21 protein-coding genes, 1 tRNA gene and 1 pseudogene are annotated in these 22,783 nt (G+C 70.9%); 8 read left to right on the forward strand and 15 right to left on the reverse strand.

Annotated elements, in window-relative coordinates:
* Positions 1-18: 18 nt before the first annotated feature.
* The 6 genes from ACWDD7_RS01380 to ACWDD7_RS01405 all read right to left on the reverse strand — a co-directional run bounded on the left by ACWDD7_RS01380 (position 19) and on the right by ACWDD7_RS01405 (position 5,913).
* Positions 19-348 (reverse strand): rhodanese-like domain-containing protein, encoded by a 330-nt coding sequence (locus tag ACWDD7_RS01380; protein ID WP_351869577.1) that lies wholly within the window; start codon positions 346-348, stop codon positions 19-21.
* A 49-nt stretch (positions 349-397) separates the two neighbouring features.
* Positions 398-1,210, reverse strand: coding sequence for a hypothetical protein (locus ACWDD7_RS01385; RefSeq protein WP_450455609.1), 813 nt, complete (start codon positions 1,208-1,210; stop codon positions 398-400).
* A 138-nt stretch (positions 1,211-1,348) separates the two neighbouring features.
* Positions 1,349-2,854, reverse strand: coding sequence for a DUF2252 domain-containing protein (locus ACWDD7_RS01390; protein ID WP_450455610.1), 1,506 nt, complete (start codon positions 2,852-2,854; stop codon positions 1,349-1,351).
* A 114-nt stretch (positions 2,855-2,968) separates the two neighbouring features.
* Positions 2,969-3,475: a MarR family winged helix-turn-helix transcriptional regulator gene (locus ACWDD7_RS01395; protein ID WP_351869503.1), complete on the reverse strand. Its 507-nt coding sequence runs from the start codon at positions 3,473-3,475 to the stop codon at positions 2,969-2,971.
* Between the two features lie 330 nt (positions 3,476-3,805).
* Positions 3,806-5,242, reverse strand: coding sequence for an MFS transporter (locus ACWDD7_RS01400; RefSeq protein ID WP_450455611.1), 1,437 nt, complete (start codon positions 5,240-5,242; stop codon positions 3,806-3,808).
* A 587-nt stretch (positions 5,243-5,829) separates the two neighbouring features.
* Positions 5,830-5,913: transfer RNA gene (locus ACWDD7_RS01405), tRNA-Leu, on the reverse strand.
* Positions 5,914-6,598: 685 nt separating this feature from the next.
* Here ACWDD7_RS01405 and ACWDD7_RS01410 point away from each other — a divergent pair.
* From ACWDD7_RS01410 to pknB, 6 genes are all read left to right on the forward strand, one after another.
* On the forward strand, positions 6,599-7,468 hold the full coding sequence (locus ACWDD7_RS01410; protein ID WP_450455613.1) for an FhaA domain-containing protein: 870 nt from the start codon (positions 6,599-6,601) through the stop codon (positions 7,466-7,468).
* 10 nt (positions 7,469-7,478) lie between these two features.
* Positions 7,479-8,012 carry an FHA domain-containing protein FhaB/FipA gene (locus ACWDD7_RS01415; RefSeq protein WP_450455614.1) on the forward strand — a complete coding sequence of 178 codons (534 nt, stop codon included), beginning with the start codon at positions 7,479-7,481 and terminating at the stop codon, positions 8,010-8,012.
* Positions 8,013-8,152: 140 nt separating this feature from the next.
* Positions 8,153-9,715 carry a Stp1/IreP family PP2C-type Ser/Thr phosphatase gene (locus ACWDD7_RS01420; RefSeq protein WP_450455616.1) on the forward strand — a complete coding sequence of 521 codons (1,563 nt, stop codon included), beginning with the start codon at positions 8,153-8,155 and terminating at the stop codon, positions 9,713-9,715.
* Between the two features lie 27 nt (positions 9,716-9,742).
* Positions 9,743-11,191, forward strand: coding sequence for an FtsW/RodA/SpoVE family cell cycle protein (locus ACWDD7_RS01425; protein WP_450455618.1), 1,449 nt, complete (start codon positions 9,743-9,745; stop codon positions 11,189-11,191).
* Complete coding sequence (locus ACWDD7_RS01430) at positions 11,188-12,663, forward strand: peptidoglycan D,D-transpeptidase FtsI family protein (protein WP_450455619.1); 1,476 nt, start codon at positions 11,188-11,190, stop codon at positions 12,661-12,663. The genes ACWDD7_RS01425 and ACWDD7_RS01430 overlap by 4 nt, the downstream gene beginning before the upstream one ends.
* 170 nt (positions 12,664-12,833) lie before the next feature.
* Entirely contained in the window at positions 12,834-14,825 is a 1,992-nt protein-coding gene (gene pknB, locus ACWDD7_RS01435; protein ID WP_450455621.1) for a Stk1 family PASTA domain-containing Ser/Thr kinase, read from the forward strand.
* Between the two features lie 81 nt (positions 14,826-14,906).
* Here the strand turns inward: pknB and ACWDD7_RS01440 are convergent, their stop codons facing one another.
* From ACWDD7_RS01440 to ACWDD7_RS01465, 6 genes and pseudogenes are all read right to left on the reverse strand, one after another.
* Positions 14,907-15,668 carry a class E sortase gene (locus tag ACWDD7_RS01440; protein ID WP_450455622.1) on the reverse strand — a complete coding sequence of 254 codons (762 nt, stop codon included), beginning with the start codon at positions 15,666-15,668 and terminating at the stop codon, positions 14,907-14,909.
* A gap of 13 nt (positions 15,669-15,681) precedes the next feature.
* Positions 15,682-16,800 (reverse strand): class E sortase, encoded by a 1,119-nt coding sequence (locus ACWDD7_RS01445; RefSeq protein ID WP_450455839.1) that lies wholly within the window; start codon positions 16,798-16,800, stop codon positions 15,682-15,684.
* Positions 16,719-17,357, reverse strand: a complete 639-nt coding sequence (locus tag ACWDD7_RS01450) for an aminodeoxychorismate/anthranilate synthase component II (protein ID WP_450455623.1) — start codon at positions 17,355-17,357, stop codon at positions 16,719-16,721. Before ACWDD7_RS01450 ends, ACWDD7_RS01445 begins: the two co-directional genes overlap by 82 nt.
* Positions 17,354-17,515: a hypothetical protein gene (locus ACWDD7_RS01455; RefSeq protein WP_351869473.1), complete on the reverse strand. Its 162-nt coding sequence runs from the start codon at positions 17,513-17,515 to the stop codon at positions 17,354-17,356. The genes ACWDD7_RS01450 and ACWDD7_RS01455 overlap by 4 nt, the downstream gene beginning before the upstream one ends.
* Before the next feature lie 61 nt (positions 17,516-17,576).
* Positions 17,577-17,822 (reverse strand): annotated as a pseudogene (locus ACWDD7_RS01460) (sortase domain-containing protein); the annotation flags it as partial.
* Between the two features lie 57 nt (positions 17,823-17,879).
* Positions 17,880-18,668 (reverse strand): DUF881 domain-containing protein, encoded by a 789-nt coding sequence (locus ACWDD7_RS01465; protein WP_351869470.1) that lies wholly within the window; start codon positions 18,666-18,668, stop codon positions 17,880-17,882.
* A 152-nt stretch (positions 18,669-18,820) separates the two neighbouring features.
* On the opposite strand from ACWDD7_RS01465, the gene crgA reads away from it, so the two are divergent.
* Positions 18,821-19,075: a cell division protein CrgA gene (crgA, locus tag ACWDD7_RS01470; RefSeq protein WP_046423655.1), complete on the forward strand. Its 255-nt coding sequence runs from the start codon at positions 18,821-18,823 to the stop codon at positions 19,073-19,075.
* Positions 19,076-19,344: 269 nt separating this feature from the next.
* Here the strand turns inward: crgA and ACWDD7_RS01475 are convergent, their stop codons facing one another.
* Entirely contained in the window at positions 19,345-20,247 is a 903-nt protein-coding gene (locus ACWDD7_RS01475) for a rhomboid family intramembrane serine protease (RefSeq protein WP_450455626.1), read from the reverse strand.
* Between the two features lie 95 nt (positions 20,248-20,342).
* The gene (locus tag ACWDD7_RS01480) at positions 20,343-20,873 is read right to left on the reverse strand and encodes a peptidylprolyl isomerase (RefSeq protein WP_450455627.1); all 531 of its coding nucleotides are present in this window, start codon (positions 20,871-20,873) and stop codon (positions 20,343-20,345) included.
* Positions 20,874-21,066: 193 nt separating this feature from the next.
* Between ACWDD7_RS01480 and ACWDD7_RS01485 the strand changes: the two genes are divergently transcribed.
* The gene (locus ACWDD7_RS01485; RefSeq protein WP_351869459.1) at positions 21,067-21,717 is read left to right on the forward strand and encodes a DUF5324 family protein; all 651 of its coding nucleotides are present in this window, start codon (positions 21,067-21,069) and stop codon (positions 21,715-21,717) included.
* Between the two features lie 120 nt (positions 21,718-21,837).
* On the opposite strand, the gene ACWDD7_RS01490 is transcribed toward ACWDD7_RS01485, so the two are convergent.
* Entirely contained in the window at positions 21,838-22,266 is a 429-nt protein-coding gene (locus tag ACWDD7_RS01490) for a DUF7144 family membrane protein (RefSeq protein WP_351869456.1), read from the reverse strand.
* Positions 22,267-22,783 lie beyond the last annotated feature (517 nt).

Genomic DNA, 22,783 nt, shown 5'->3' on the forward strand with positions numbered 1-22,783 from the left:
TGCCGGGGTGCGGGGTGCCTAGAGCACGTGGCCCGGCCCGCCGTCGTCGGTGACCACCGGGCGGCCCGCGGCGGCCCAGGACTGCATGCCGCCGTCGATGTTCACCGCGTCGATGCCCTGCTGCACCAGATACATGGTGACCTGGGCGGACCGGCCGCCGGAGCGACAGATCACATGGACGCGGCCGTCCTGCGGGGCGGCCTCGGTCAGCTCGCCGTACCGGTCCACGAACTCGCTGGTCGGGATGTGCAACGCTCCCTCGGCGTGGCCCGCCTGCCACTCGTCGTCCTCGCGGACGTCCAACAGGAAGTCGTCGTCCTTGAGGTCCGTGACACCGACCGTGGGCACACCAGCTCCGAAGTTCATGCCTCCGACGCTACCCGACCGCGGGCGTGGTTCAGCCCTGCTCCAGCAGGGCCGCCAGCTCAGCCTCCCGCCGGGTGATGTCGGCGCGGAGCTTTTCGGCGATCTCCTCCAGCAGCCCGTCGGGATCGTCCGGGGCGAGGCGGAGCATGCCGGCGATGGCACCGTCCTCCAGTTCGCGGGCGACCAGGTTGAGCAGTTCCTTGCGCTGGGAGAGCCATTCGAGGCGGGCGTACAGCTCCTCGGCGGGGCTCGGGCGCCGCTCGGGCGGTACCGGTCCGGCCGCCCACTCCTCGGCCAGTTCCTTCAGCAGGGCCTCGTCGCCGCGGGCGTAGGCGGCGTTGACGCGGGTGATGAACTCCTCGCGCCGGGCTCGCTCGTCCTCCTCCTGCGCGAGGTCCGGGTGGGCCTTGCGGGCCAGCTCGCGGTAGAGCTTGCGGGCCTCCTCGCTGGGCCGCACCCGCTCCGGGGGACGCACCGCCTGGTCGGTGAGCATGGCGGCGGCCTCGGGATAGAGGCCGTGGCCGTCCATCCAGCCGTGCATCAGCTCCTCGACGCCGGGGATCGGCAGGACGTTGGCGCGGGCCTCCTCGGCGCGGCGCACGTCCTCCGGGTCACCGGTGCGGGCCGCCGTCGCCTCGGCGATCTCGGCGTCCAGCTCTTCCAGGCGCAGGTAGAGCGGGCCGAGGCGCTGTTCGTGCAGCCGGGAGAAGTTCTCGACCTCGACGCGGAAGGTCTCCACGGCGATCTCGTACTCGATCAACGCCTGCTCGGCGGCCCGTACGGCCTGTTCGAGCCGCGCCTCAGGGCGGGGGGCGTGGGGCTGTTCGGCTTCCGGGGTGGTCACCTGCCCAGCGTAGTCGCTGCGCCGGGCTGGGTCCGGGCGTGCGGGCGCGCGGGCGCGGGTCCGTCGCGGCCGGCCGCGCGGTTCCCCGCGCCCCTGGGGGAGCCGCGGTCGGGCCCCCTCCGAGTTCCCGGAGTTCTCTTACACGCCCAGCTCCGCCGCTACGCGGCCCGCCCGTATCGCCGTGACCAGTGCCGAGTGGTCGGACTCCGTGATGTCGGCGTAGGTCACGGCGAAGGTGGCGATGGCGTCGTCCAGGTCCTCGTTCTTGCCGCAGTAGGCGGCGATCAGGCGGGGGTCGGCGCTGTGGGAGTGGGCGCGGGCCAGGAGGGCGCCCGTCATGCGCGCGTAGTCGTCGACGTGGTCGGCGGCGAGGGCGGCGGGGTCGACGCTGCCCTTGCGGTTGCGGAACTGGCGTACCTGGTAAGGGCGTCCGTCGACCGTGGTCCAGCCCAGCAGGGTGTCGCTGACCACCTGCATCCGCTGCTGCCCGAGCACGACCCGGCGGCCCTCGTGCGCCACCGGCGGGGTCGCGAAGCCGGCGGTGGCCAGGTGCGGGACCAGCGCGGAGGGGCGGGCCTCCTTCACCTGGAGGACCAGCGGATGCTCGCGGTGGTCGAGGAGCAGGACGACATACGAGCGGGTACCGACGCTGCCGGTGCCGACCACGCGGAAGGCCACGTCGTGCACCGCGTGCCGGGCCAGCAGCGGGCGGCGGTCCTCGGGCAGGGTCGTCAGGTACTGCTCCAGCGACGCGGCGACCGCGGCGGCCTCGCGGTCCGGTATCCGGCGCAGCACCGGCGAGGCGTCGACGAAGCGCCGCCCGCCGTCCGGGTGCGGCTCGGTCGACTTCGCCGCGAACCGGCCGCTGGTGTTGGCCCGCGCCTTCTCCGAGACCCGGTCCAGGGTGCCGAGCAGGTCGTGGGCGTCGGCGTGGGAGACCAGTTCCTCGTCCGCGATGGCGTTCCACGCGTCCAGCACCGGCAGCTTCGCCAGCAGCCGCATGGTGCGGCGGTAGGCACCGGCCGCGTCCCGCGCCGCGGCACGGCAGGTGTCCTCGTCGGCACCCGCCTCGCGGCCCGCCAGTACCAGCGAGGTGGCGAGCCGCTTCAGGTCCCACTCCCAGGGGCCGTGCACGGTCTCGTCGAAGTCGTTCAGGTCGATGACGAGGCCGCCGCGGGCGTCGCCGTACAGACCGAAGTTGGCGGCGTGTGCGTCGCCGCAGATCTGGGTGCCTGTCCCGGTCACGGGGGTGCGCGCCAGGTCGTACGCCATGAGCCCGGCCGAACCCCGCAGGAAGGCGAAGGGGGTGGCCGCCATCCGGCCGACGCGGATCGGAGTCAGCTCGGCTATCCGCCCGGCGTTGGACTCGACGACGGCGCTCACCGCGTCCGGGCGGTCGGCAGCCGGTTCGAAGACGCCATGGGCACGGCGCGGCACGCTCTTCCGCAGCGCCTTGCCCTCCTCCTTGGGCGAACCATGCCGCGGCCACGCGGCGAACCCGCGCACCCGGGGCAGCCGACGCGCGCCAGGCTCCCCCGGCTTCCCCCGGTCTCCCGGCTCCGTGTGCTCCGACTCGCCCACCACGACGCCCGCACCGCTCCCGGCCACGGCGACCGCCTCCCCCGTACGCACCGACACGAACATCAACTCGGCAAGACGGTACAGCCGATGACGGAGACCGCGTCAGCCCCTGTGGACAACCCGCCGGTTGTGGACGGCCCATCAGCCACGGGCGGGTTCACCGCCGCACCGCCGGGTTCACCGCTCCGGTGTGCCCTCCCCCGCCTCCGCGCCCAGGTTCTCCGCCAACCGGAACAGCGCGGGCAGGGCGTTCCCGATGGCCTCGCGCGAGGCGTCGTCCAGCGCGCCGAGCGCGGCGTCGATGCGGCGTTCATGCGCCGTGGTCCAGGCCGCGAGCTTCTCGCGGCCTGCGTCGGTGAGGGTGACGACGGAGGCCCGGCGGTCGGCGGCGTCGACGTCCCGCGCGACCAGCCCCGCACCGATCATCTGGCCGATCAGCCCGCTGACCGTGCTCGGTGCCAGGCGGCGGCGCGCGGCGAGGTCGCTGATCCGCGCGGGCGAGTGCTCGCCGAGCACCTGGAGCAGCTCGACCTGCGCCATGGGGAGGGTCTCCCACGGATAGTCGGTGCGGATCGAGGAGCGCAGCGCGCGGCGCAGCCGGGTGACGGCCTCGGTGAGCAGACGGGCCTCGGGCGCCTGGGCGGTGGGGCCGGCGGAGACGTCGGGACGTGGCTGCGCGGACATGCGAAAAGCGTAGCCGGGCGGCGTCCGGGGACGGCCGGGCCGTCCGGGGCTCGGACGGCCGACGGCAGGCGCACGCGCACCGACGCCCAGCCCATCGCCCACCCGCACCCGCACCCGCACCGAAACCGGCACCGAAACCGGCGCCGACACCGAGCCTCCTCCGAAGACCCCGCGAGGCCCCCCTCCGAAGCCCCGCGCAGACCCCCGCGGAGGTTCCGGGAAAGCCCCCGGAACAGCCAGCCCCCAGAACCACCCACGGGAGACGACCTCGGACACGACCCTCGGACACGACCCTCGGACACGACCCTCGGACACGACCTCGGGACGCCCCTACGCCCCCTCCCGCGGACCGAACCAAGCCGCCACCACCGCGACCGCCGACGCCACCACGAGAACCACAGCGGCCCTCTGGACCCCGCCCCGGAGGTCCCCGTCGCCCCCCACCTGCAACGCCAGCGTCACCAGAGCGACCCCCAGCGCGGTCCCCAACCCCCGTGTCATGTTCACGAGCCCCCCGCCCGTCCCGGACGACCGCGCGGGTATCGCGCCCATGATCAGCGTGTTGTTGGCCGGAGTGAACATCCCGAGCCCCAGGCCGGTGGCCGCGAGCACCGGCACGAGCCCACCGACACCCGGGGGCACGACCAGCAGCGCGGCCGTCGCCACGGTGAAGACCGCCGCCCCCGCCAGGCACCGCCCCCGGTCCGAGAGCCCGCGCGGCAGCACCCGGTCGCCCCCGGTCGCCGCCAGCGCGAACCCGGCCGGCAGAGCGGTGAGCACCAGCCCCGCCGTCAGCTCGGAGGCGCCGCGCACGGTGAGCACGACGGGCACCAGCACCAGTGGCCCGAACAGCACCAGGTAGCCGCTCAGAGCGCCCATCAGGCCGTACGCCACCGCCCGTACCCGCAGCAGGGCGAGGTCGAGCAGGGGCGCGGCCGCCCGTCGCTGGCGCCGGACGAAGCCCCAGCCCGCCGCGGCCGCGACCACGAACAGCGCGACCACGCCCCAGCCGGGCACCGGCAGCCCGGAGGCGGCGGAGACGCCCATCAGGGCACCGGTGGTCGCCACGGCCAGCAACAGCAGGCCCGGCCAGTCGAAGCGGCCGGCCTGGGTACGGGCGCGGGTGCGGGGCAGCAGGTAGTGCCCGCCGACGAGCGCGACGACGCCGACGGGCACGTTCACCCAGAACACCCAGCGCCAGCCGAGCGTCGACACGAGGGCCCCGCCGACCGTCGGCCCCAGGGCCAGGCCCAGGGCCTGGGCGGCGGCCTGCACCCCGAGGGCGCTGCACATCCGCGCGCGCGGCGCGCTGGTGGTCACCAGCGCCACGCTGTTGGCCTGCATCATGGCCGCCCCTGCCGCCTGGACGACACGGAACGCCACGAGGGCCCAGAGCGAGGGCGCGAAGCCGCAGGCGGCGGAGGCGAGGGTGAAGACGGCGAAGCCGTACAGGTAGAGCAGCTTGCGACCATGGGCGTCGGCCAGCCGGCCCGCGGGCACCAGCAGCGCCACCAGGGCCAGCAGATAGGCCAGCGAGACCCATTCGACGGCCGCGAGCGAGGCATGGAAGCCGGCGCGCAGACCGCCGTAGGTGAGCGTGACGATGCTGGCGTCCAGCTGGCCCATGAACGCGCCGAAGCACACCGTGCCCACGGCCAGCCACCAGCTGTTCGGCCGCGCGCGGATCGCCTCGGGGCGGGGCCGCTCCGCGGTGAGCAGGGCGAGCCCGCGCCGCAGGGACGGGTGCGGTCGCGTGCCGATGGCCATGCCTCCAGATTACATCGGTTACCGAAATACTTGGCTAGCGTCCTATCTCGGCCACCACCTCTCCGGCAACCGGCAGGCGCCCAGGGGTTTCCGGGAACAAGCACCTCATGGCGCACGTATCCGCGTACCCACGTACCCACGAGGTCGCGAAGGCCGCGAGGCCGCCAAGACCGCGAGGTCACCAAGACCGCGAGGCCGCGAAGACCACGGCGGGCCGCCTACCGCACCCCTGGTGGCGGAGTTCCGCGAGCACCACCAGGTGATCGCCCGTGATCGCCCGGCGCCCCGGCAGGCCCCGCGCACAACACACCGCCATGTCGCCGACGTCCCGGCCGAGTCACGCCGAGCTGTCCCCAAAGACCCCTCGCCCCACCCCTGTTGACCAGCGAGGGACCTCGACCACCGGCTGCCCGACGCGAGACGGCCAAAGCCCCGGCCCGGCCCGGGAAAACGCCGGCCCTCTCCCCGACTCCGCGCGACAGGGCGTGAGATGGCTCACTGAACAGCCCGGCCACACGCCTGCCGGAAACGCAAAAGAACCGGGTCTCTATGGTGACTTCCGTCACCATAGAGACCCGGTCTCGTTGTGCGCGAGGGGGGAGTTGAACCCCCACGCCCTTGCGGGCACTGGAACCTGAATCCAGCGCGTCTGCCTATTCCGCCACCCGCGCATTGGGTGTGTCTTCCGGGTTTCGCCCTTTCGGGCTGGCCCCTTCCGACATGCAGAACATTAGCACGTCGTACGGGGTGGGTTCACATCCCTTTCCCGGAGGCCCCGGCCACCGCCGAAGGCCCCGGACACCGCCGACCTGGCCCGCAGGCATCCACCCCCCGGGCCGAGCCATGTCCGGCCGGCCGCCGCCGCACCCGCCACCGTCGCCGACGACCGCCCGCCACCATCTCCGACGGCCACCGGCCACCGCGCCCGCCGCGTCACCGCACCCGGCCGCCCCTCCGCGCAAGCCGTCCGCCCGCCCCCCGGAGCCCGCCCCGGCCGTTCCCCCCGCTCCCGGACCGTGACCGTCCCCACACCCGTGACCATCCGCACAGCGTCACGCCGTCCGAGCGCGTATCAAGGAGTCCCGGACCACGTATCAACCTCGTACCGGTCCCGGCCATCTCCGCAGGAGAGGGACAGGACCGGGTCCGGGTGCGGGACACTGGTCTTCGCCCGGCTCTACGATCCATGCCGGGTAGGAGTTCGGAGCGGAGCGGCTGGGGGAACCGGCTGTTTGCCGGGGGCGTGGATACGATCAGTAAGCAGTACCGGCGGTACCCGGCAAGGCAACGCACCGAGCACCACCCGCACCACACCGAGCAGGGCAAGGAACCGACAAGGGACGGAGGAGGTGCCCCATGGGAGTCCTGAAGAAGTTCGAGCAGCGTCTCGAAGGTCTGGTGAACGGCACCTTCGCCAAGGTCTTCAAGTCCGAGGTCCAGCCTGTGGAGATCGCCGGCGCGCTCCAGCGGGAGTGCGACAACAACGCGACCATCTGGAACCGCGACCGCACCGTCGTACCCAACGACTTCATCGTGGAGCTCAGCGCGCCCGACTACGAGCGCCTCAGCCCCTACTCCGGGCAGCTCGGCGACGAACTGGCCGGCATGGTGCGTGACTACGCGAAGCAGCAGCGCTACACCTTCATGGGCCCGATCAAGGTGAACCTGGAGAAGGCCGAGGACCTGGACACCGGGCTCTACCGGGTGCGCTCGCGCACCCTCGCCGCCTCCAGCAACCAGCAGGCGGGACCGGCGGCCCAGGGGCAGGGCCCCTCGGCACCCGCGGGCCGCCCCGGCCAGGGCGGCGGGTACGGCTATCCGCCCGCCATGCCCGCCGGCGCGCCCCCCATGCCCGCCGCCCCGCCGCCCGGCGCCCGGCCCGGCGGCTACGGCTACCCGCAGCCCGCCACCCAGCGCCCCGCGGCCGCCCCGATGAGCGGCGGACGCACCCGCTACTGGATCGAGATCAACGGCACCCGCCACCAGATCTCCCGGGCGACCCTGGTGCTGGGCCGCAGCACCGAGGCCGACGTGCGGATCGACGACCCCGGTGTCTCCCGCCGGCACTGCGAGATCCGGACCGGAACGCCCTCGACGATCCAGGATCTCGGCTCCACCAACGGCATCGTGGTGGACGGGCAGCACACCACCCGCGCTACGCTCCGCGACGGCTCGCGGATCGTCGTGGGCAGCACCACCGTTATCTATAGGCAAGCCGAAGGGTGAAGCGGGGGCAATGTCAGAGCTGACCCTCACGGTCATGCGGCTGGGTTTCCTGGCCGTACTGTGGCTGTTCGTGATCGTGGCCGTGCAGGTCATCCGCAGCGACCTGTTCGGTACGCGCGTCACCCAGCGCGGATCGCGTAGGGAGGCCGGGCGGGCCCAGCCCGCGGGCGGCCGGCAGGCGGCCCGGCAGCAGGCCGCGCCCCCGCAGCAGCGCGGCCAGCAGGGCGGCGGCGGCCGGCGCGGGCGCAACGCCCCCGGCAAGCTGGTCGTGACCGAGGGCACCCTGACCGGCACCACCGTCGCGCTCCAGGGCCAGACCATCACGCTGGGCCGGGCGCACGACTCCACGATCGTGCTGGACGACGACTACGCCTCCAGCCGCCATGCCAGGATCTACCCCGACCGCGACGGACAGTGGATCGTCGAGGACCTGGGGTCGACCAACGGCACCTACCTGGACCGGTCCCGGCTGACGACTCCCACGCCGATCCCGCTGGGCGCGCCGATCCGCATCGGCAAGACCGTCATCGAGCTGCGGAAGTAGTGCTACATCATGAGTGAGCGCGAGCGGAGCGAGCACGCAGTGGCGGACCGTCTTCCGGTCCCCGGCGCGCTCCCGACCGGAGGGTGGGCAGTGTGGCTCGACACGACCGGCTGCATTCGGAGCCGACGGGCGAGGTGCGCATGAGTCTGTCACTGCGCTTTGCCGCCGGTTCGCACAAGGGCATGATCCGCGAGGGCAACGAGGACTCCGGTTACGCCGGCCCGCGCCTGCTGGCGATCGCCGACGGCATGGGCGGCCAGGCGGCCGGCGAGGTCGCCTCCTCCGAGGTGATCTCCACCCTGGTCACACTCGACGACGACGTGCCCGGCTCCGACATCCTCACCTCCCTCGGCGTGGCCGTGCAGCGCGCCAACGACCAGCTGCGCTCCATGGTCGAGGAGGATCCCCAGCTCGAAGGCATGGGCACCACGCTCACCGCGCTGCTGTGGACGGGCCAGCGGCTCGGCCTGGTGCACGTCGGCGACTCGCGCGCCTACCTCCTGCGCGACGGGGTGCTCACGCAGATCACCCAGGACCACACCTGGGTGCAGCGGCTCGTGGACGAGGGCCGGATCACCGAGGAGGAGGCCACCACCCATCCGCAGCGCTCGCTGCTGATGCGTGCCCTCGGCAGCGGTGACCACGTCGAGCCCGACCTGTCCATCCGCGAGGTCCGCGCCGGCGACCGGTACCTGATCTGCTCCGACGGCCTGTCCGGCGTCGTCTCCCACCAGACGATGGAGGAGACCCTCGCCAGCTACCAGGGCCCGCAGGAGACCGTGCAGGAGCTGATCCAGCTCGCGCTGCGCGGCGGCGGCCCGGACAACATCACCGTCATCGTGGCCGACGTCCTCGACCTCGACACCGGCGACACCCTCGCGGGCCAGCTGTCCGACCAGCCGGTCGTGGTCGGCGCCGTCGCCGAGAACCAGAGCCACCTGCACGACAACGGGATCATGCAGACCCCGGCCGGCCGCGCCTCCCACCTGGGCCGGCAGGGCCACGGCGGCGGCGAGTTCGGCCCGCCCGGCTCCGGCGACACCACCGGCTACCTCCCGGCGGGCAGCTTCGACGACTACGCCGACGGCGACTTCACCAAGCCCCGCAAGGGCCGCACATGGCTGAAGGCGTCTCTCTACAGCGCCCTCGCCCTCGCGGTCATCGGCGGCGGTCTCTACGGCGGCTACCGCTGGACGCAGACGCAGTACTACGTCGGCGCCAACGAGGAGCACGTCGCGCTGTACCGCGGGATCAGCCAGGACCTGGCCTGGGTGTCGCTGTCGAAGATGCAGCAGGACCACCCGGAGATCGAACTCAAGTACCTGCCGTCGTACCAGCAGAAGCAGGTCAAGGCGACGATCGCCGAGGGCGGCCTCAAGGAGGCCCAGTCGAAGATCCAGGAGCTCGCCGTGCAGGCCTCCGCCTGCAAGAAGGAGACCGAGCGTCAGGACGCCGAGCGCACCCAGCCGGGCAAGCCGAGCAAGACCGGCGGCAGCAGGACCACCGAGGGCAGCGCCACCGGCACCGTGACCCGTACCGCCTTCACCCAGACGACCGCGACCACGAACCCGAAGGCGTCCCCGTCCACGGACACCCCGGGATCTTCGAAGTCTCCGTCCACGACCCCGTCCGCGACCCCCAGCCCCGGCCCCACCCTCTCGGAGGATGAGCAGAAGGTCGTCTCGCTGTGCGGTAAGCAGTAGGCAAGCCGTGAGAGGCCCTGTCACACGATGAGCAGTACGACTAACTCGCCGACGCACCACACGTCCACCATCGGCGCGATCGGCGCGCCGAGCCGCCGCAACACCGAGCTGGCCCTGCTGATCTTCGCGGTGCTCATCCCGGTGTTCGCCTACGCCAACGTGGGCCTGGCCCTGAACAACCAGGTGCCCGCCGGCCTGCTGAGCTACGGCCTGGGGCTCGGCCTGCTGGCCGGCGTGGCCCATCTCGTCGTACGGAAGTTCGCCCCGTACGCCGACCCGCTGCTGCTGCCGCTGGCCACCCTGCTCAACGGGCTGGGTCTGGTCTGCATCTGGCGACTCGACCAGTCGAAGGCGCTCCAGCAGATCCATGTGGCGGGCGGCAAGGCGACCAACCAGCTCATGTACACGGCCATGGGCATCGCCCTGTTCGTGGCAGTGCTGTACTTCCTCAAGGACCACCGCACGCTTCAGCGCTACACCTACATCTCGATGGTGTGCGCGCTGATCCTTCTGCTGCTCCCGTTGGTGCCGGGCCTCGGCACCAACGTCTTCGGCGCCAAGATCTGGATCCACGTCGGCAGCTTCAGCATCCAGCCCGGTGAGTTCGCCAAGATCGTGCTGACGATCTTCTTCGCCGGCTATCTGATGGTGAAGCGCGACGCGCTGGCTCTCGCCAGCCGCCGCTTCATGGGCCTCTACCTGCCGCGTGGCCGCGACCTCGGACCGATCCTCGTGGTCTGGGCGATGTCCATCCTGATCCTGGTCTTCGAGACCGACCTCGGTACGTCGCTGCTGTTCTTCGGCATGTTCGTGATCATGCTGTACGTCGCCACCGAGCGGACCAGCTGGATCGTCTTCGGTCTGCTGATGTCCGCGGTCGGCGCCGTCGGCGTGGCGAGCTTCGAGCCGCACATCCAGACCCGTGTGCAGGCCTGGCTCAACCCGATGCGCGAGTACAAGCTCAGCCGGATGGTGACCCACGACGGCATCGCCCACTCCGACCAGCTCCAGCAGGCCCTGTGGGCCTTCGGCTCCGGCGGCACCCTCGGCACCGGCTGGGGCCAGGGCCACTCCGAGCTGATCAAGTTCGCCGCCAACTCCGACTTCATCCTCGCCACCTTCGGCGAGGAGCTGGGCCTGGCCGGCCTCATGGCGATCCTGCTGATCTACGGCCTGATCGCGGAACGCGGCGTGCGCACCGCCCTCGCCGCCCGCGACCCGTTCGGCAAGCTGCTCGCCATCGGCCTCTCCGGCGCCTTCGCGCTCCAGGTCTTCGTCGTGGCCGGCGGTGTGATGGGCCTCATCCCGCTGACCGGTATGACCATGCCGTTCCTCGCGTACGGCGGTTCCTCCGTGATCGCCAACTGGGCGCTCATCGGCGTCCTGATCCGCATCAGCGACACCGCCCGCCGCCCGGCCCCGACCCCCGCAGCCAACCCCGACGCCGAGATGACCCAGGTGGTCCGCCCGTCATGAACAAGCCCCTGCGCCGGATCGCGATCTTCTGCGGCCTGCTCATCCTGGCCCTGCTCGTCCGCGACAACTACCTGCAGTACGTCAAGGCCGACAGCCTGCGCACCGACCCGCTCAACCGCCGGGTCGCCATCGAGCGGTACTCCGCGCCGCGCGGCGACATCATCGTGGACGGCAACCCGGTGACCGGCTCGGTCGAGCTCAAGCACGGCGACTTCAAGTACAAGCGCACCTACAAGAACGGGCCCATGTGGGCCCCGGTGACCGGCTACTCCTCCCAGGCCTTCGGCGGCACCCAGCTGGAGAACCTGGACGACGGCATCCTCACCGGCAACGACGACCGGCTCTTCTTCCGCAACACCCTGGACATGATCACGGGCAAGCCGAAGCAGGGCGGCAATGTCGTCACCACGCTCAACGGCGCCGCGCAGAAGGCCGCGTACAACGGCCTGAAGGCCCAGGGCGGCAAGGGCGCGGTCGTCGCGCTCGAACCGTCCACCGGCAAGATCCTGGCCCTGGCCTCCTACCCGTCGTACGACCCCTCGACCTTCGCGGGGAACACCAACGACGACGCCAAGGCCAGGAACAAGCTGCTGAAGGAGAACGACCCGGCCGACCCGACGCTCAACCGGGCGCTGCGCGAGACCTACCCGCCGGGCTCCACCTTCAAGGTCGTCACCGCCGCCGCGGCGCTGGAGAACGGCAAGTACACCTCGGCCGACCAGCCGACCGACTCCCCGCTGCCGTACATCATGCCGGGCACCACGACTCCGCTGAAGAACGAGGGCAACATCCCCTGCAGGAACGCCACCATGCGGGTCGCGCTCCAGTACTCCTGCAACACCGTCTTCGGCAAGATCGGCGCCGACCTCGGCAACGACAAGATGCTGGCGGAGGCGAAGAAGTTCGGCTTCGACGCGCAGCAGTTCACCCCGGTGCGCTCCAACGCCTCCGTGTTCTCCGACAACATGAACACCTCGCAGACCGCGCTGTCCTCCATCGGTCAGTACAACACCGCGGCCACCCCGCTGCAGATGGCCATGGTCGCCTCGGCGGTCGCCAACGACGGCAAGCTGATGAAGCCGTACATGGTGGACGAGCTGGAGTCCTCCAACCTCGACCCGGTGGAGAAGACCAAGCCGCAGGAGATGAGCCGGCCGCTGTCGCCGCAGAACGCGCAGATCCTGCAGTCGATGATGGAGACCGTGGTCAAGCAGGGCACCGGCACCAACGCCCAGATCCCCGGCGTCGTCGTCGGCGGCAAGACCGGTACCGCCCAGCACGGCGTGGCCAACAGCGCCAACCCGTACGCCTGGTTCATCTCCTACGCCAAGCTCCCGGACGGCAGCTCCCCGGTGGCCGTGGCCGTGGTGGTCGAGGACGAGCACGCCAACCGTGACGACATCTCCGGTGGCGGCCTGGCCGCGCCGATCGCGAAGAACGTGATGGAGGCGGTCATCAACTCCAAGAAGTGACGACCATCACATCCCCTTCACAACGATGCACGTTGCGATACCGGTCCGATATCGGGATCCGGGCTTGGCCAGGTCATACAAAGCGAGCCGGGTACCGTAGGCCCGGACGGCAGCCTCGGCGCACATCCGATGTGGCGTCCGAGACCGACGGAGAGGGCTGGTAGGTAGCTATGGAAGAGCCGCGTCGCCTCGGCGGCCGGTACGAGCTGGGCCACGTGCTCGGCCGTGGTGGCATGGCCGAGGTCTACCTCGCGCATGACACCCGGCTCGGCCGCACCGTGGCGGTGAAGACGCTGCGCGCGGACCTCGCGCGCGACCCGTCCTTCCAGGCCCGGTTCCGCCGGGAGGCCCAGTCGGCCGCCTCGCTCAACCATCCCGCGATCGTCGCCGTCTACGACACCGGCGAGGACTACATCGACGGGGTGTCCATCCCGTACATCGTGATGGAGTACGTCGACGGCTCCACACTGCGTGAGCTGCTGCACTCCGGCCGCAAGCTGCTGCCGGAGCGCGCCATGGAGATGACCATCGGCATCCTCCAGGGCCTTGAGTACGCCCATCGCAACGGCATCGTCCACCGCGACATCAAGCCGGCCAACGTGATGCTGACCCGCAACGGTCAGGTCAAGGTGATGGACTTCGGCATCGCCCGCGCGATGGGCGACTCCGGCATGACGATGACGCAGACCGCGGCGGTCATCGGCACCGCCCAGTACCTCTCGCCGGAGCAGGCCAAGGGCGAGCAGGTCGACGCCCGCTCCGACCTGTACTCCACGGGCTGCCTCCTCTACGAGCTGCTGACCGTCCGTCCGCCCTTCGTCGGCGACTCCCCGGTGGCCGTGGCCTACCAGCACGTCCGCGAGGAGCCGCAGGCGCCCTCCGTCTTCGACCCCGAGATCACCCCCGAGATGGACGCGATCGTCCTCAAGGCGCTGGTCAAGGACCCCAACTACCGCTACCAGTCGGCCGACGAGATGCGCGCCGACATCGAGGCGTGCCTGGACGGCCAGCCGGTCGGCGCCACCGCCGCGATGGGCGCGGTCGGTTACGCCGGCTACGGCGACGACCAGGCGACCGCGGCACTGCGCCCGGAGTCGCCCGCGGCCGCCACGACCATGCTCCCGCCGATGAACCCGGACGACGGCGGCTTCGGCTACGACGACCGCCCCGACCGGCGCCGCCAGCAGCCGAAGAAGGCGAACACCTCCACGATCCTGCTGATCGTCGCCGGCGTCCTGGTGCTCATCGGCGCCATCCTGATCGGCAAGTACGCGTTCAGCGGGCACGGCGTGAACGACAAGCCCTCGGTGCCCAACTTCGTCGGCATGTCGGAGAAGGACGCCCGCAACACCGCCGGGAACGTCGACCTGAAGGTCACCGTCTCCGACCGCAAGCCCTGCGAGAACCAGCCCAAGGGCCTCGTGTGCTCGCAGGACCGGGAGAAGGGCACGAAGGTCGCCAAGAACACCACCATCGGCCTGGTGATCTCCACGGGCGCGCCCAAGGTGACCGTGCCGGACGTCCGGGGCATCCAGTACGACCAGGCCGAGGCCCAGCTCAAGGAGAAGGGCTTCAACGTCGAGCGCAAGGACGTGGTGTCGACCCAGACGCCGGGCGTGGTCACCGAGCAGAACCCGCAGGGCGGCACCAGCCAGCAGAAGGGCACCACGATCACCCTCACCGTCGCCAAGGCGGAGGAGAAGGTGACCATCCCGAGCGACGTCATCGGCAAGTCCTGCGACGAGGCCAGGGCGGAGCTGCAGGGCATGGGCCTGGTGCCGACCTGCACCGACCAGCCGACGACCAACCCGGACGACGACGGCAAGGTCCTGGCGACCAACCCGGCGGCCGGTCAGCAGGTCGCCAAGAACACGCCGATCGCGGTCAACGTCGGCAAGGCGCAGGGCGGCCAGGTCCAGGTCCCGGGCATCCTCGGCAAGAAGCTCGGCCAGGTGAAGCAGATGCTCGCCCAGGCCGGCCTGTCGCTCGGCAACGTCCAGGGCACGAACGACGACAACGCGCTCGTGATCAGCTCGAACCCGCAGCAGGGCACCCCGGTCAACCAGGGTCAGGCCATCGACGTGACCACCATGGGCGGCAACCCGGGCAACGGGGGCGGCGACAACGGAGGCACCAACATCTTCGGCGGTGTCAGCGGCTGACGGCCGCACGGACCGCGAGGACGCGAGTGGGCCCCTGCCGGAATCTTCCGGCAGGGGCCCACTCCCATGTTCCGAGGACGGTCAGCGCAGTTCCGCCGGTGGCGTGCGCTTGCTGTCGACCTTCTGCACCCGGACCAGTTCCCCCCACACGACGTAGCGGTAGCGCGAGGTGTAGACGGGGGTGCAGGTGGTCAGCGTGATGTAGTGGCCGGGCTTCTTCCAGCCGGACTCCTTGGGGACCGCGTCGACGACGCCGACGTCGTACTTCGAGGTCTCGGGGAGGATCGAGGCGACCTTGTAGACGTACCAGCTGTCCCGGGTCTCGAAGACGATCGGGTCGCCCTTGCGCAGCTTGTCGATGTTGTGGAACTTGGCGCCGTGGCCGTCGCGGTGGGCGGCGAGGGTGAAGTTCCCCTTCTTGCCGGTCATGGGGAGCACGGCCTTGACCGGGTCGGTGTAGTAGCCGGCGACGCCGTTGTTGAGGACGTCGGTGCTGGTGCCCTTCTCGACCAGGACCGAGCCGTTCTTCATCGCGGGCACGTGCAGGAAGCCGATCCCGTCCTTGGTGTCCAGCGCGCCGGGTCGGGTGTCCGTGCTCTGCGCCCAGTGCTCGCGCACCTTTTCGGCCTGTCTGTCGGCCTTGCGGTCCGCCAGGACGTTCGTCCACCACAACGAGTAGACGACGAAGAGGCCGAGCAACACGCCCACGGTGATGAGCAGTTCCCCGAAGACGCTGACGGCCTGCGCGATCCTGCCCGGACGCCGGCGCCGCTCAGCGGGCTCCGGACCGGGCGCGGCAGTGCTTTCCTCGGTCTCTTCGTTCTCGTCGGCGGTGGCTGCCACAGTGTCCTAGCCCTTACTCGATGAGCGCGTCCGGCTTGCCCTTGCTGCGGGGGCGTACCTCGACCATCTTGCCCCAGACGATCAGCCGGTACTTGCTGGTGAACTCCGGTGTACAGGTGGTCAGCGTGATGTAGCGGCCGGGCCCGGTGAAGCCCGAGCCCCGCGGGACGGGGTCCAGCACGCTGGTGTTGGACGGCGAGGTGACCGGGAGTGTCGAGGTCACCTTGTAGACGTAGTAGGTGTCCTGGGTCTCGACCACCACGGGGTCACCGGGGGTGAGCCGGTTGATGTACCGGAACGGCTCGCCGTGGGTGTTGCGGTGGGCCGCGAGCCCGAAGTTACCGGTCTTGGCGTCGGGCATCGCCGTCTTCAGCGGCGCCTCGCCGTAGTGCCCGACCATGCCCTTGTCGAGGACCCGGGTGGTGCTGACGCCCTCCGCGATCGGCGCCACCACGTCCAGCTTGGGTATGTGCAGGATGGCGAAGCCCTGCCCGGGCGCGAAGACCCCCGGGTTGCGCTTGCCGCTCGCCCAGTCGTCCTGGAGCTGATGGGCCTCGCTGGAGGACTGCGCGTGCGCGCGGACGTTGGTCCACCACAGCTGGTAGGTGACGAACAGCAGCATCAGCACGCCGGTGGTGATGAACGTCTCGCCGATCACCCGGCTCGCGATCACCCCCGGGCCGGGCTTGGCCAGCCGCGCCCGCCGCCGGGCCTCGACCCGGGTCAGCGGGCGGTCGGGGCCGGACTCCGCCGAGGTGGGAGAGCCCTTCGTGGCGGGCGTGCCCGAGGCCGCCGGCTCCCGGTGCCCGGCACGGCGCCCGCCGCGCCGCTTGGCCGCCTTTCTGCGGGCCGCGCGGCCGCCGAGGGCCGGTCCGATCGCGGACGGGGCCGTTGGGGCTCCAGAGGCCCCTGTGGGCCCCGCGGACGCCGGGTCGGCCACCCGCAGCGCCATGGTCTCCGCGTCGAAGGGAGCTTCATGAGGCGCACCGCCGTGGGACTCGTACGGTTCCCCGCCGCCGTACAAGTCCTCGCGCTCGGGGCGCGGGGCGGTCACGCCGTGGCCCTGCCCACCACCGGGGCGAGCCCCGTCGACCTCGCCACGGCACCCTGGTCGCCGCACTCCACCAGCCAGTTGGCCAGCATCCGGTGCCCGTGCTCGGTCAGCACCGACTCCGGGTGGAACTGCACTCCTTCGACGGGCAGTTCACGGTGGCGCAGGCCCATGATGATGCCGTCGTGCGTGCGGGCCGTGACCTCCAGCTCGGCCGGGACCGTCGCGGGCTCGGCGGCCAGGGAGTGGTAGCGGGTCGCGGTGAAGGGTGAGGGCAGTCCGGCGAAGACGCCCTTGCCCTCGTGCTCGACCAGGGAGGTCTTGCCGTGCAGCAGCTCGGGCGCCCGGTCCACCACGCCGCCGTACGCCACCTGGATGGACTGCATGCCCAGGCAGACACCGAAGACGGGCACCCCGGTGGCCGCGCAGTGGCGGACCATCTCCACGCAGACGCCGGCCTGCTCGGGGGTGCCGGGTCCGGGCGACAGCAGGACGCCGTCGAAGCCGTCCTGGGCGTGCGCGGTCGACACCTCGTCGTTGCGCAGCACCTCGCACTCGGCGCCCAGCTGGTACAGGTACTGGACGAGGTTGAAGACGAAGCTGTCGTAGTTGTCCACGACGAGAATGCGCGCACTCACTGGTTGTCCACCGTCACATCGTTGAAGGGCAGCAGCGGCTCGGCCCAGGGGAAGACGTACTGGAACAGGACGTACACCACGGCCAGGGCCAGGACGACGGAGATCAGCAACTTCACCCATACGTTTCCCGGCAGATGCCGCCAGATCCAGCCGTACATGCCGTCCTTGCCGTCCCTTCCGTATCCCTACGGCACCAGACACACGCCGTACGTCACCAGACTAGCGGCGCAGCGCGTCCGGTTCGCCTGACTCCACAGGCCGGGTGGAGTCCAGATGCGCCCGGACGATCAGCCGGTGGCTGTGGCCCCATTCGGGATCGCAGGTGGTCAGCGTCAGATGGCGGCCGGGACGCGCGTATCCGGACTTCCGTGGCACAGGGTCGATGACGCCGATGTCGGTCGGGACGGTTTTGTAGGGCCCTTTGTCGATCCGATACGTGAACCAGGTGGTCCCGTCGGTGAGCACCGGCCCGGTGCGTGGGACAAGCCCGTACCGGACCGCCGACGGCTCCTGGGCGGACGGCTACGGCACGGGCGTCGCGTAGTGCAGGTCCACTGTTCCGGAGTAACCCGGAAGAGTCACCGTGCCGTCGTCGGTGACTTTCCAGCCGAGGCCGTAGACGTTGACGTACACCATGTAGGTCTGGATCGCCTTGCTGTCCGCGAGCGCCTGCTGGAGCCGCCCCGGGTCCCCGATCGCCGTGATCTTGTACGGCGGTGAGTAGACGCGGCCCTGGAGGATCAGCGTGTTGCCGACGCAGCGGACCGCGCTGGTGGAGATCAGCCGCTGGTCCATGACCTTGATGCCCTTGGCGCCGCCCTGCCACAGGGCGTTCACCACGGCCTGGAGGTCCTGCTGGTGGATGACCAGGTAGTCGGGCTGTGGCGGGGGATAGCCGGGGAGCTTGGCGGTGGCGTTGGGCGGGGCGTCGTTCAGGGTGACGGTGACGGCCCTGCCGGTGAGCTTCCGGGTGCCCGCGGTCTTCTCCAGACCGGTGAGCCGCCGGTCCTGCGCCTCGGTGCTGCCACCGTCGCTCTTGGCCAGGGACTCCACGCCGCCGCGCAGGGAGGCGTTGGACTCGTCCAGGTCCTTGTTCTTGCGGCTGCGCTGCTGGATCAGGTCGGACAGCTTCAGCAGGGAGCCGTCCTGGCGGATGTCGGTGCCCTTGGCCGTGTCGAAGCTGGTGAAGAAGATCAGCCCCGCGAGCGCGAAGACGGCCGCGGTGAGCATCCGCGCCGGGCGCACCCGAGGCCCACGGCGGGGGCCGGAACCCATTGCTCCCGTACCGGGGGAGTCGGCAGAATTGCTCAACGGACCCTTACTCTCCTTCGGCGCCACGGAAGCACTACGCTAACGGACGCCCGGGGGAGCACACAGAGTCGTCATGTTGGCCACTTGTACGCTGCCCGAGCCCGACCCAGTTACCTGCGCGGCCACGCAGCGCATCGACAGGAGAGACCCTCGTGCCGAAGTCACGTATCCGCAAGAAGGCCGACTTCACGCCGCCGCCGGCGAAGCAGGCCGCGGCGATCAAGCTGAACAGCCACGGCTGGGTCGCCCCCGTCATGCTGGCCATGTTCGTCATCGGCCTGGCCTGGATCGTCGTCTTCTATGTGACCGACGGCTCGCTGCCCATCGACGCGCTGGACAACTGGAACATCGTGGTCGGCTTCGGCTTCATCGCCGCCGGGTTCGGTGTCTCCACGCAGTGGAAGTAGGGCGGTCCGTCAACCGCCGCGGGGCTCTGCCCATGGCTTCTCCGCTGAGTTATCCACAGGCCTGAGGATTTCCACATGTCCCTGGGGAAAAGACTACGATCTGTGGATAACTCATCGGGCGTTGACGCCGGTACGACTGCCCTACTGGTTGACACACATCCGTTCGCACCCCACCCCACCTGCGAAAAAACATCCGAGCGGTAAGAGGCGCAACTGATCCCGCACAGGATGCACAAGATCCGGCACTCGCTGTGGACAACGGTTCGGTATCAGGTGAGCTGAGTCGTCCGGACCAGGGTGAGAACGGCCACTGCCACGAGCACCAGCGCGCAGGTGCCGTACTGGACGAGTGCCCGGTTGCGGCGCGGGGCGTGCACCATGGCGTACCCGGTGACGACGCCCGCCACCAGGCCGCCGACGTGCGCCTCCCAGGCGATGTTGAAGCCCGGGGTGAAGGTGATGATCAGGTTGATCACCAGCAGGGCGAACAGCGGCCGCATGTTGTAGTTGAGCCGCCGCATCAGCACGCCGGTGGCGCCGAAGAGGCCGAAGATCGCTCCGGAGGCGCCGAGCGAGAGGGTGTGCGGGGCGACCGCGTAGGTGAGCGCGCTGCCCGCCAGGCCCGAGACGAAGTACAGGCTGAGATAGCGGGCGCGGCCGAGCGCCGCCTCCAGGGGTCCGCCGATCCACCACAGGCTGAGCATGTTGAACAGCAGGTGGGTGATACCGCCGTGCAGGAACATCGCGGTCAGCAGGCGGTAGAACTGCCCATCGGCGACACCCTGCACACCCGGGTACTGACCGATCATCGCGAAGCGCACGGTGAAGCTGTCGCCGACGGCCTGCTGCATCAGGAACAGGGCGATGTTGACCCCGATCAGCACCTTGGTGAACAGCCGGGGGTCCGCCGTCATGGTGCCGCCGGCCAGGGTGCGCGGACGGGCCGCGGCCATCGAGCGCCCGGCGCCGGCGCCCGCCGGGGTGTCCGGGTGGGCGGGGCCGCCCCCGTGGACGCACTCGGGGCACTGGAAGCCGACGGAGGCGCTGACCATGCACTCGGGGCAGATGGGACGCTCACAGCGGGTGCAGCGCACCCCGGACTCACGGTCCGGGTGCCGGTAGCACACGGGCACGCTCCGGGCGTCCGGCGTGCTGCTTGCGACGTGGTCCATGATCCCCTCGCTCCTCTGGCACTCCCCCGGCACATACCCCGCCCCGCCCATCCTTACGGACGAGCGGGGCGTTTGGTTCCCAGTGGGGCGTTCCGTCAGCCCTCGCGGGTCTCGACGACGACCGAGTTGATCACGACGTCCTGGGCGGGACGGTCGTTGCGGCCGGTCTTCACGGCCGCGATCTCGTCCACGACCTTCTGGCTGGCGGGGTCGATGACCTCGCCGAAGATGGTGTGCTTGCCGGTCAGCCAGGTGGTCGGCGCGACGGTGATGAAGAACTGCGAGCCGTTGGTGCCCGGGCCGGCGTTGGCCATGGCCAGCAGGTAGGGCTTGTTGAAGGACAGGTCCGGGTGGAACTCGTCCGCGAACTTGTAGCCCGGACCGCCGATGCCGGTGCCCAGCGGGTCGCCGCCCTGGATCATGAAGCCGCTGATGACACGGTGGAAGATCGTGCCGTCGTAGAGCGGGTCGCTGCTCTTCTTGCCGGTCTGCGGGTGGGTCCACTCGCGCTCGCCCTTGGCCAGCTCGACAAAGTTCCTGACCGTGACGGGCGCGTGGTTCGGCAGCAGCCGGACCTCGATGTCGCCGTGGTTGGTCTTCAGGGTGGCGTAAAGCTGCTCAGCCACGATCTGCCTTCCGTTGTCTTCCTGTGACGCTCCGATCCTCGCACGTATGGGCCCCCACGGCGCCAGTCGGCCAACCGAAGGAAGGAGCGGCACCCGTATGCCCGTCCGCGCATGCCGCATGGAGCACGGACAGGCATGATCCGTAAATGGGTGGAAAGTCGAATTCCGTACGCCACCGAGGAGGAGGAAAACCGTGACCCGCATTGACAGCGTGCGCGCCGCGACCGGCTCGGCGAAGGACAGCGTGCTGCACGCCGCGGAAGTGGTGGCGCCTTACGCCGACACGGCCAAGGAGCGTGCCGCGTTCTACGCGCAGGAGGCACGCGTACGGCTGGCGCCCGTGGTGTCGCAGGCCGCCGAACAGGCCCGCGTGCAGTACGACGCCCGGCTCGCCCCGCGTCTGGAACAGGCTCGGCGCACCTGTGTCCCGCCGAAGGTGGACCTCGCCGCGCACGAGGCGGCCTGCCGTACCCGTAAGGCCGCCCGGCAGGCGGCCGAGTACTCGCGCCCCCGGATCGAGCACGCGATGGCCGCCGCCGCGCCGGTCGCGGACGAGGCCGCGGCCCGGGGCGCCGCCGCACTGGCCGCGCTGCGCGGTCAGGTCTCCGCGCAGGACATCCGGAAGCTGGCCCGGCGCAACGCGCGCAGGTGCCGGGCCGGCCGCGCCGCGAAGATGCTGGCGCTGGCGGCCCTGATGGCGGGCGGTGCCTACGCGGCATGGAAGTGGTGGGACCGGCAGGCCAACCCCGAGTGGCTGGTCGAGCCGCCGGCCGCGACGGAGGTACCCGAGTCGGGCGGCGGCCTCGGCTCGGTGGACGGCAGCGGCGGCGACGAGCCTGCCTGAAACACGACCTCGGGAGCGAGCTCCTTCCCGTACCCCGGGAGGAGCCCGTTTCACGTGAAACGTCCGCCGCGGCCGACCGGGAATCCGCCGGGAAAGGGGACGACCGGGTCGAGGAGGCGCTTACCGGGCGGCCTCGATGTGGGTCCTGGTCAGGGCGAACAGGATCAGCAGGTCCAGGGCCATCACGGGTATCGCCCACGCCGGGTAGTACGGGACGAACATGAACTGGGTGATCAGGCTGACGCCCGCTGCCACCATGCCGGCCCCGCGGCCCCAGCTCTTGCCGGCGAGCAGGCCGAAGGCCGCCACGACCAGCACCAGGCCGATCACGAGGTGGATGATGCCCCAGGCCGTCAGACCGAAGCCGTAGGCGTACCCGGTCGACGCGGCGAACAGGCTGTCGTTCGCGATGCCCGCCGCGCCCATGAGGATGCTGAGCGGCCCGCTGAGCATCAGCATGGCCCCGGCGGCCAGGGAAGCGCTGTCGACGGCGGGACCGCCACCAGCCTCCCCGTGCCCGTGCTGTGTCTTGTTGGATATCGCTGCCATGGGCGTCGCCTTCCTGTGCGGCACGGCCGAGTACGCACAGCGGCCGTGCGAATCCGGCCACGCTCTCCCTGACAGGATCACCGCAATCGGCCCGCCCGGCGACCGGGCGCCCGCTTGCCGGGGCGTGTGGATCACAGGGCCGTTCTGGTGCGACTCGCTCCGGTGCGCTCCCGGGCCGGCCTCCACGGAGGCGACCGCGACCGGGGAGGCGAGGCGGAGACGCGGCGGCCGGGCGAGCGGGCCCCGACCCACGGGCGGCCGCCGGTGTCCGCGCCGGTTCCCGACCGCCCCTGGCCGTCGGCGGCCCGGGCCGGCGCGATGGCACGCGCGGACGACGCGGCGAGGCCGGTCAGAGCGAGGGCGGCGAACAGGGGGGCGAACAGGACCGCCAGCAGCGCCGTCAGCGCGGCACCTGCCCCGCCCCGCGGTCGTGGTCTCATCGCATACGAAGAAAATCTCACGACCCCTCTCCTACGGGATTCCCCGCGCCACCTCCCAGCCGACACCCGCACCACCC

The sequence above is a fragment of the Streptomyces sp. NPDC001056 genome (assembly GCF_053598955.1).

Excerpts from the sequence above, each read along its gene's own strand:
- ACWDD7_RS01390 (WP_450455610.1), bottom strand. The coding sequence starts at position 2,854 with ATGTTCGTGTCGGTGCGTACGGGGGAGGCGGTCGCCGTGGCCGGGAGC.
- ACWDD7_RS01395 (WP_351869503.1), bottom strand. The coding sequence starts at position 3,475 with ATGTCCGCGCAGCCACGTCCCGACGTCTCCGCCGGCCCCACCGCCCAG.
- ACWDD7_RS01400 (WP_450455611.1), bottom strand. The coding sequence starts at position 5,242 with ATGGCCATCGGCACGCGACCGCACCCGTCCCTGCGGCGCGGGCTCGCC.
- ACWDD7_RS01410 (WP_450455613.1), top strand. The coding sequence starts at position 6,599 with ATGGGAGTCCTGAAGAAGTTCGAGCAGCGTCTCGAAGGTCTGGTGAAC.
- ACWDD7_RS01415 (WP_450455614.1), top strand. The coding sequence starts at position 7,479 with ATGTCAGAGCTGACCCTCACGGTCATGCGGCTGGGTTTCCTGGCCGTA.
- ACWDD7_RS01420 (WP_450455616.1), top strand. The coding sequence starts at position 8,153 with ATGAGTCTGTCACTGCGCTTTGCCGCCGGTTCGCACAAGGGCATGATC.
- ACWDD7_RS01425 (WP_450455618.1), top strand. The coding sequence starts at position 9,743 with ATGAGCAGTACGACTAACTCGCCGACGCACCACACGTCCACCATCGGC.
- ACWDD7_RS01430 (WP_450455619.1), top strand. The coding sequence starts at position 11,188 with ATGAACAAGCCCCTGCGCCGGATCGCGATCTTCTGCGGCCTGCTCATC.
- pknB (WP_450455621.1), top strand. The coding sequence starts at position 12,834 with ATGGAAGAGCCGCGTCGCCTCGGCGGCCGGTACGAGCTGGGCCACGTG.
- ACWDD7_RS01455 (WP_351869473.1), bottom strand. The coding sequence starts at position 17,515 with ATGTACGGCTGGATCTGGCGGCATCTGCCGGGAAACGTATGGGTGAAG.
- ACWDD7_RS01475 (WP_450455626.1), bottom strand. The coding sequence starts at position 20,247 with ATGGACCACGTCGCAAGCAGCACGCCGGACGCCCGGAGCGTGCCCGTG.
- ACWDD7_RS01490 (WP_351869456.1), bottom strand. The coding sequence starts at position 22,266 with ATGGCAGCGATATCCAACAAGACACAGCACGGGCACGGGGAGGCTGGT.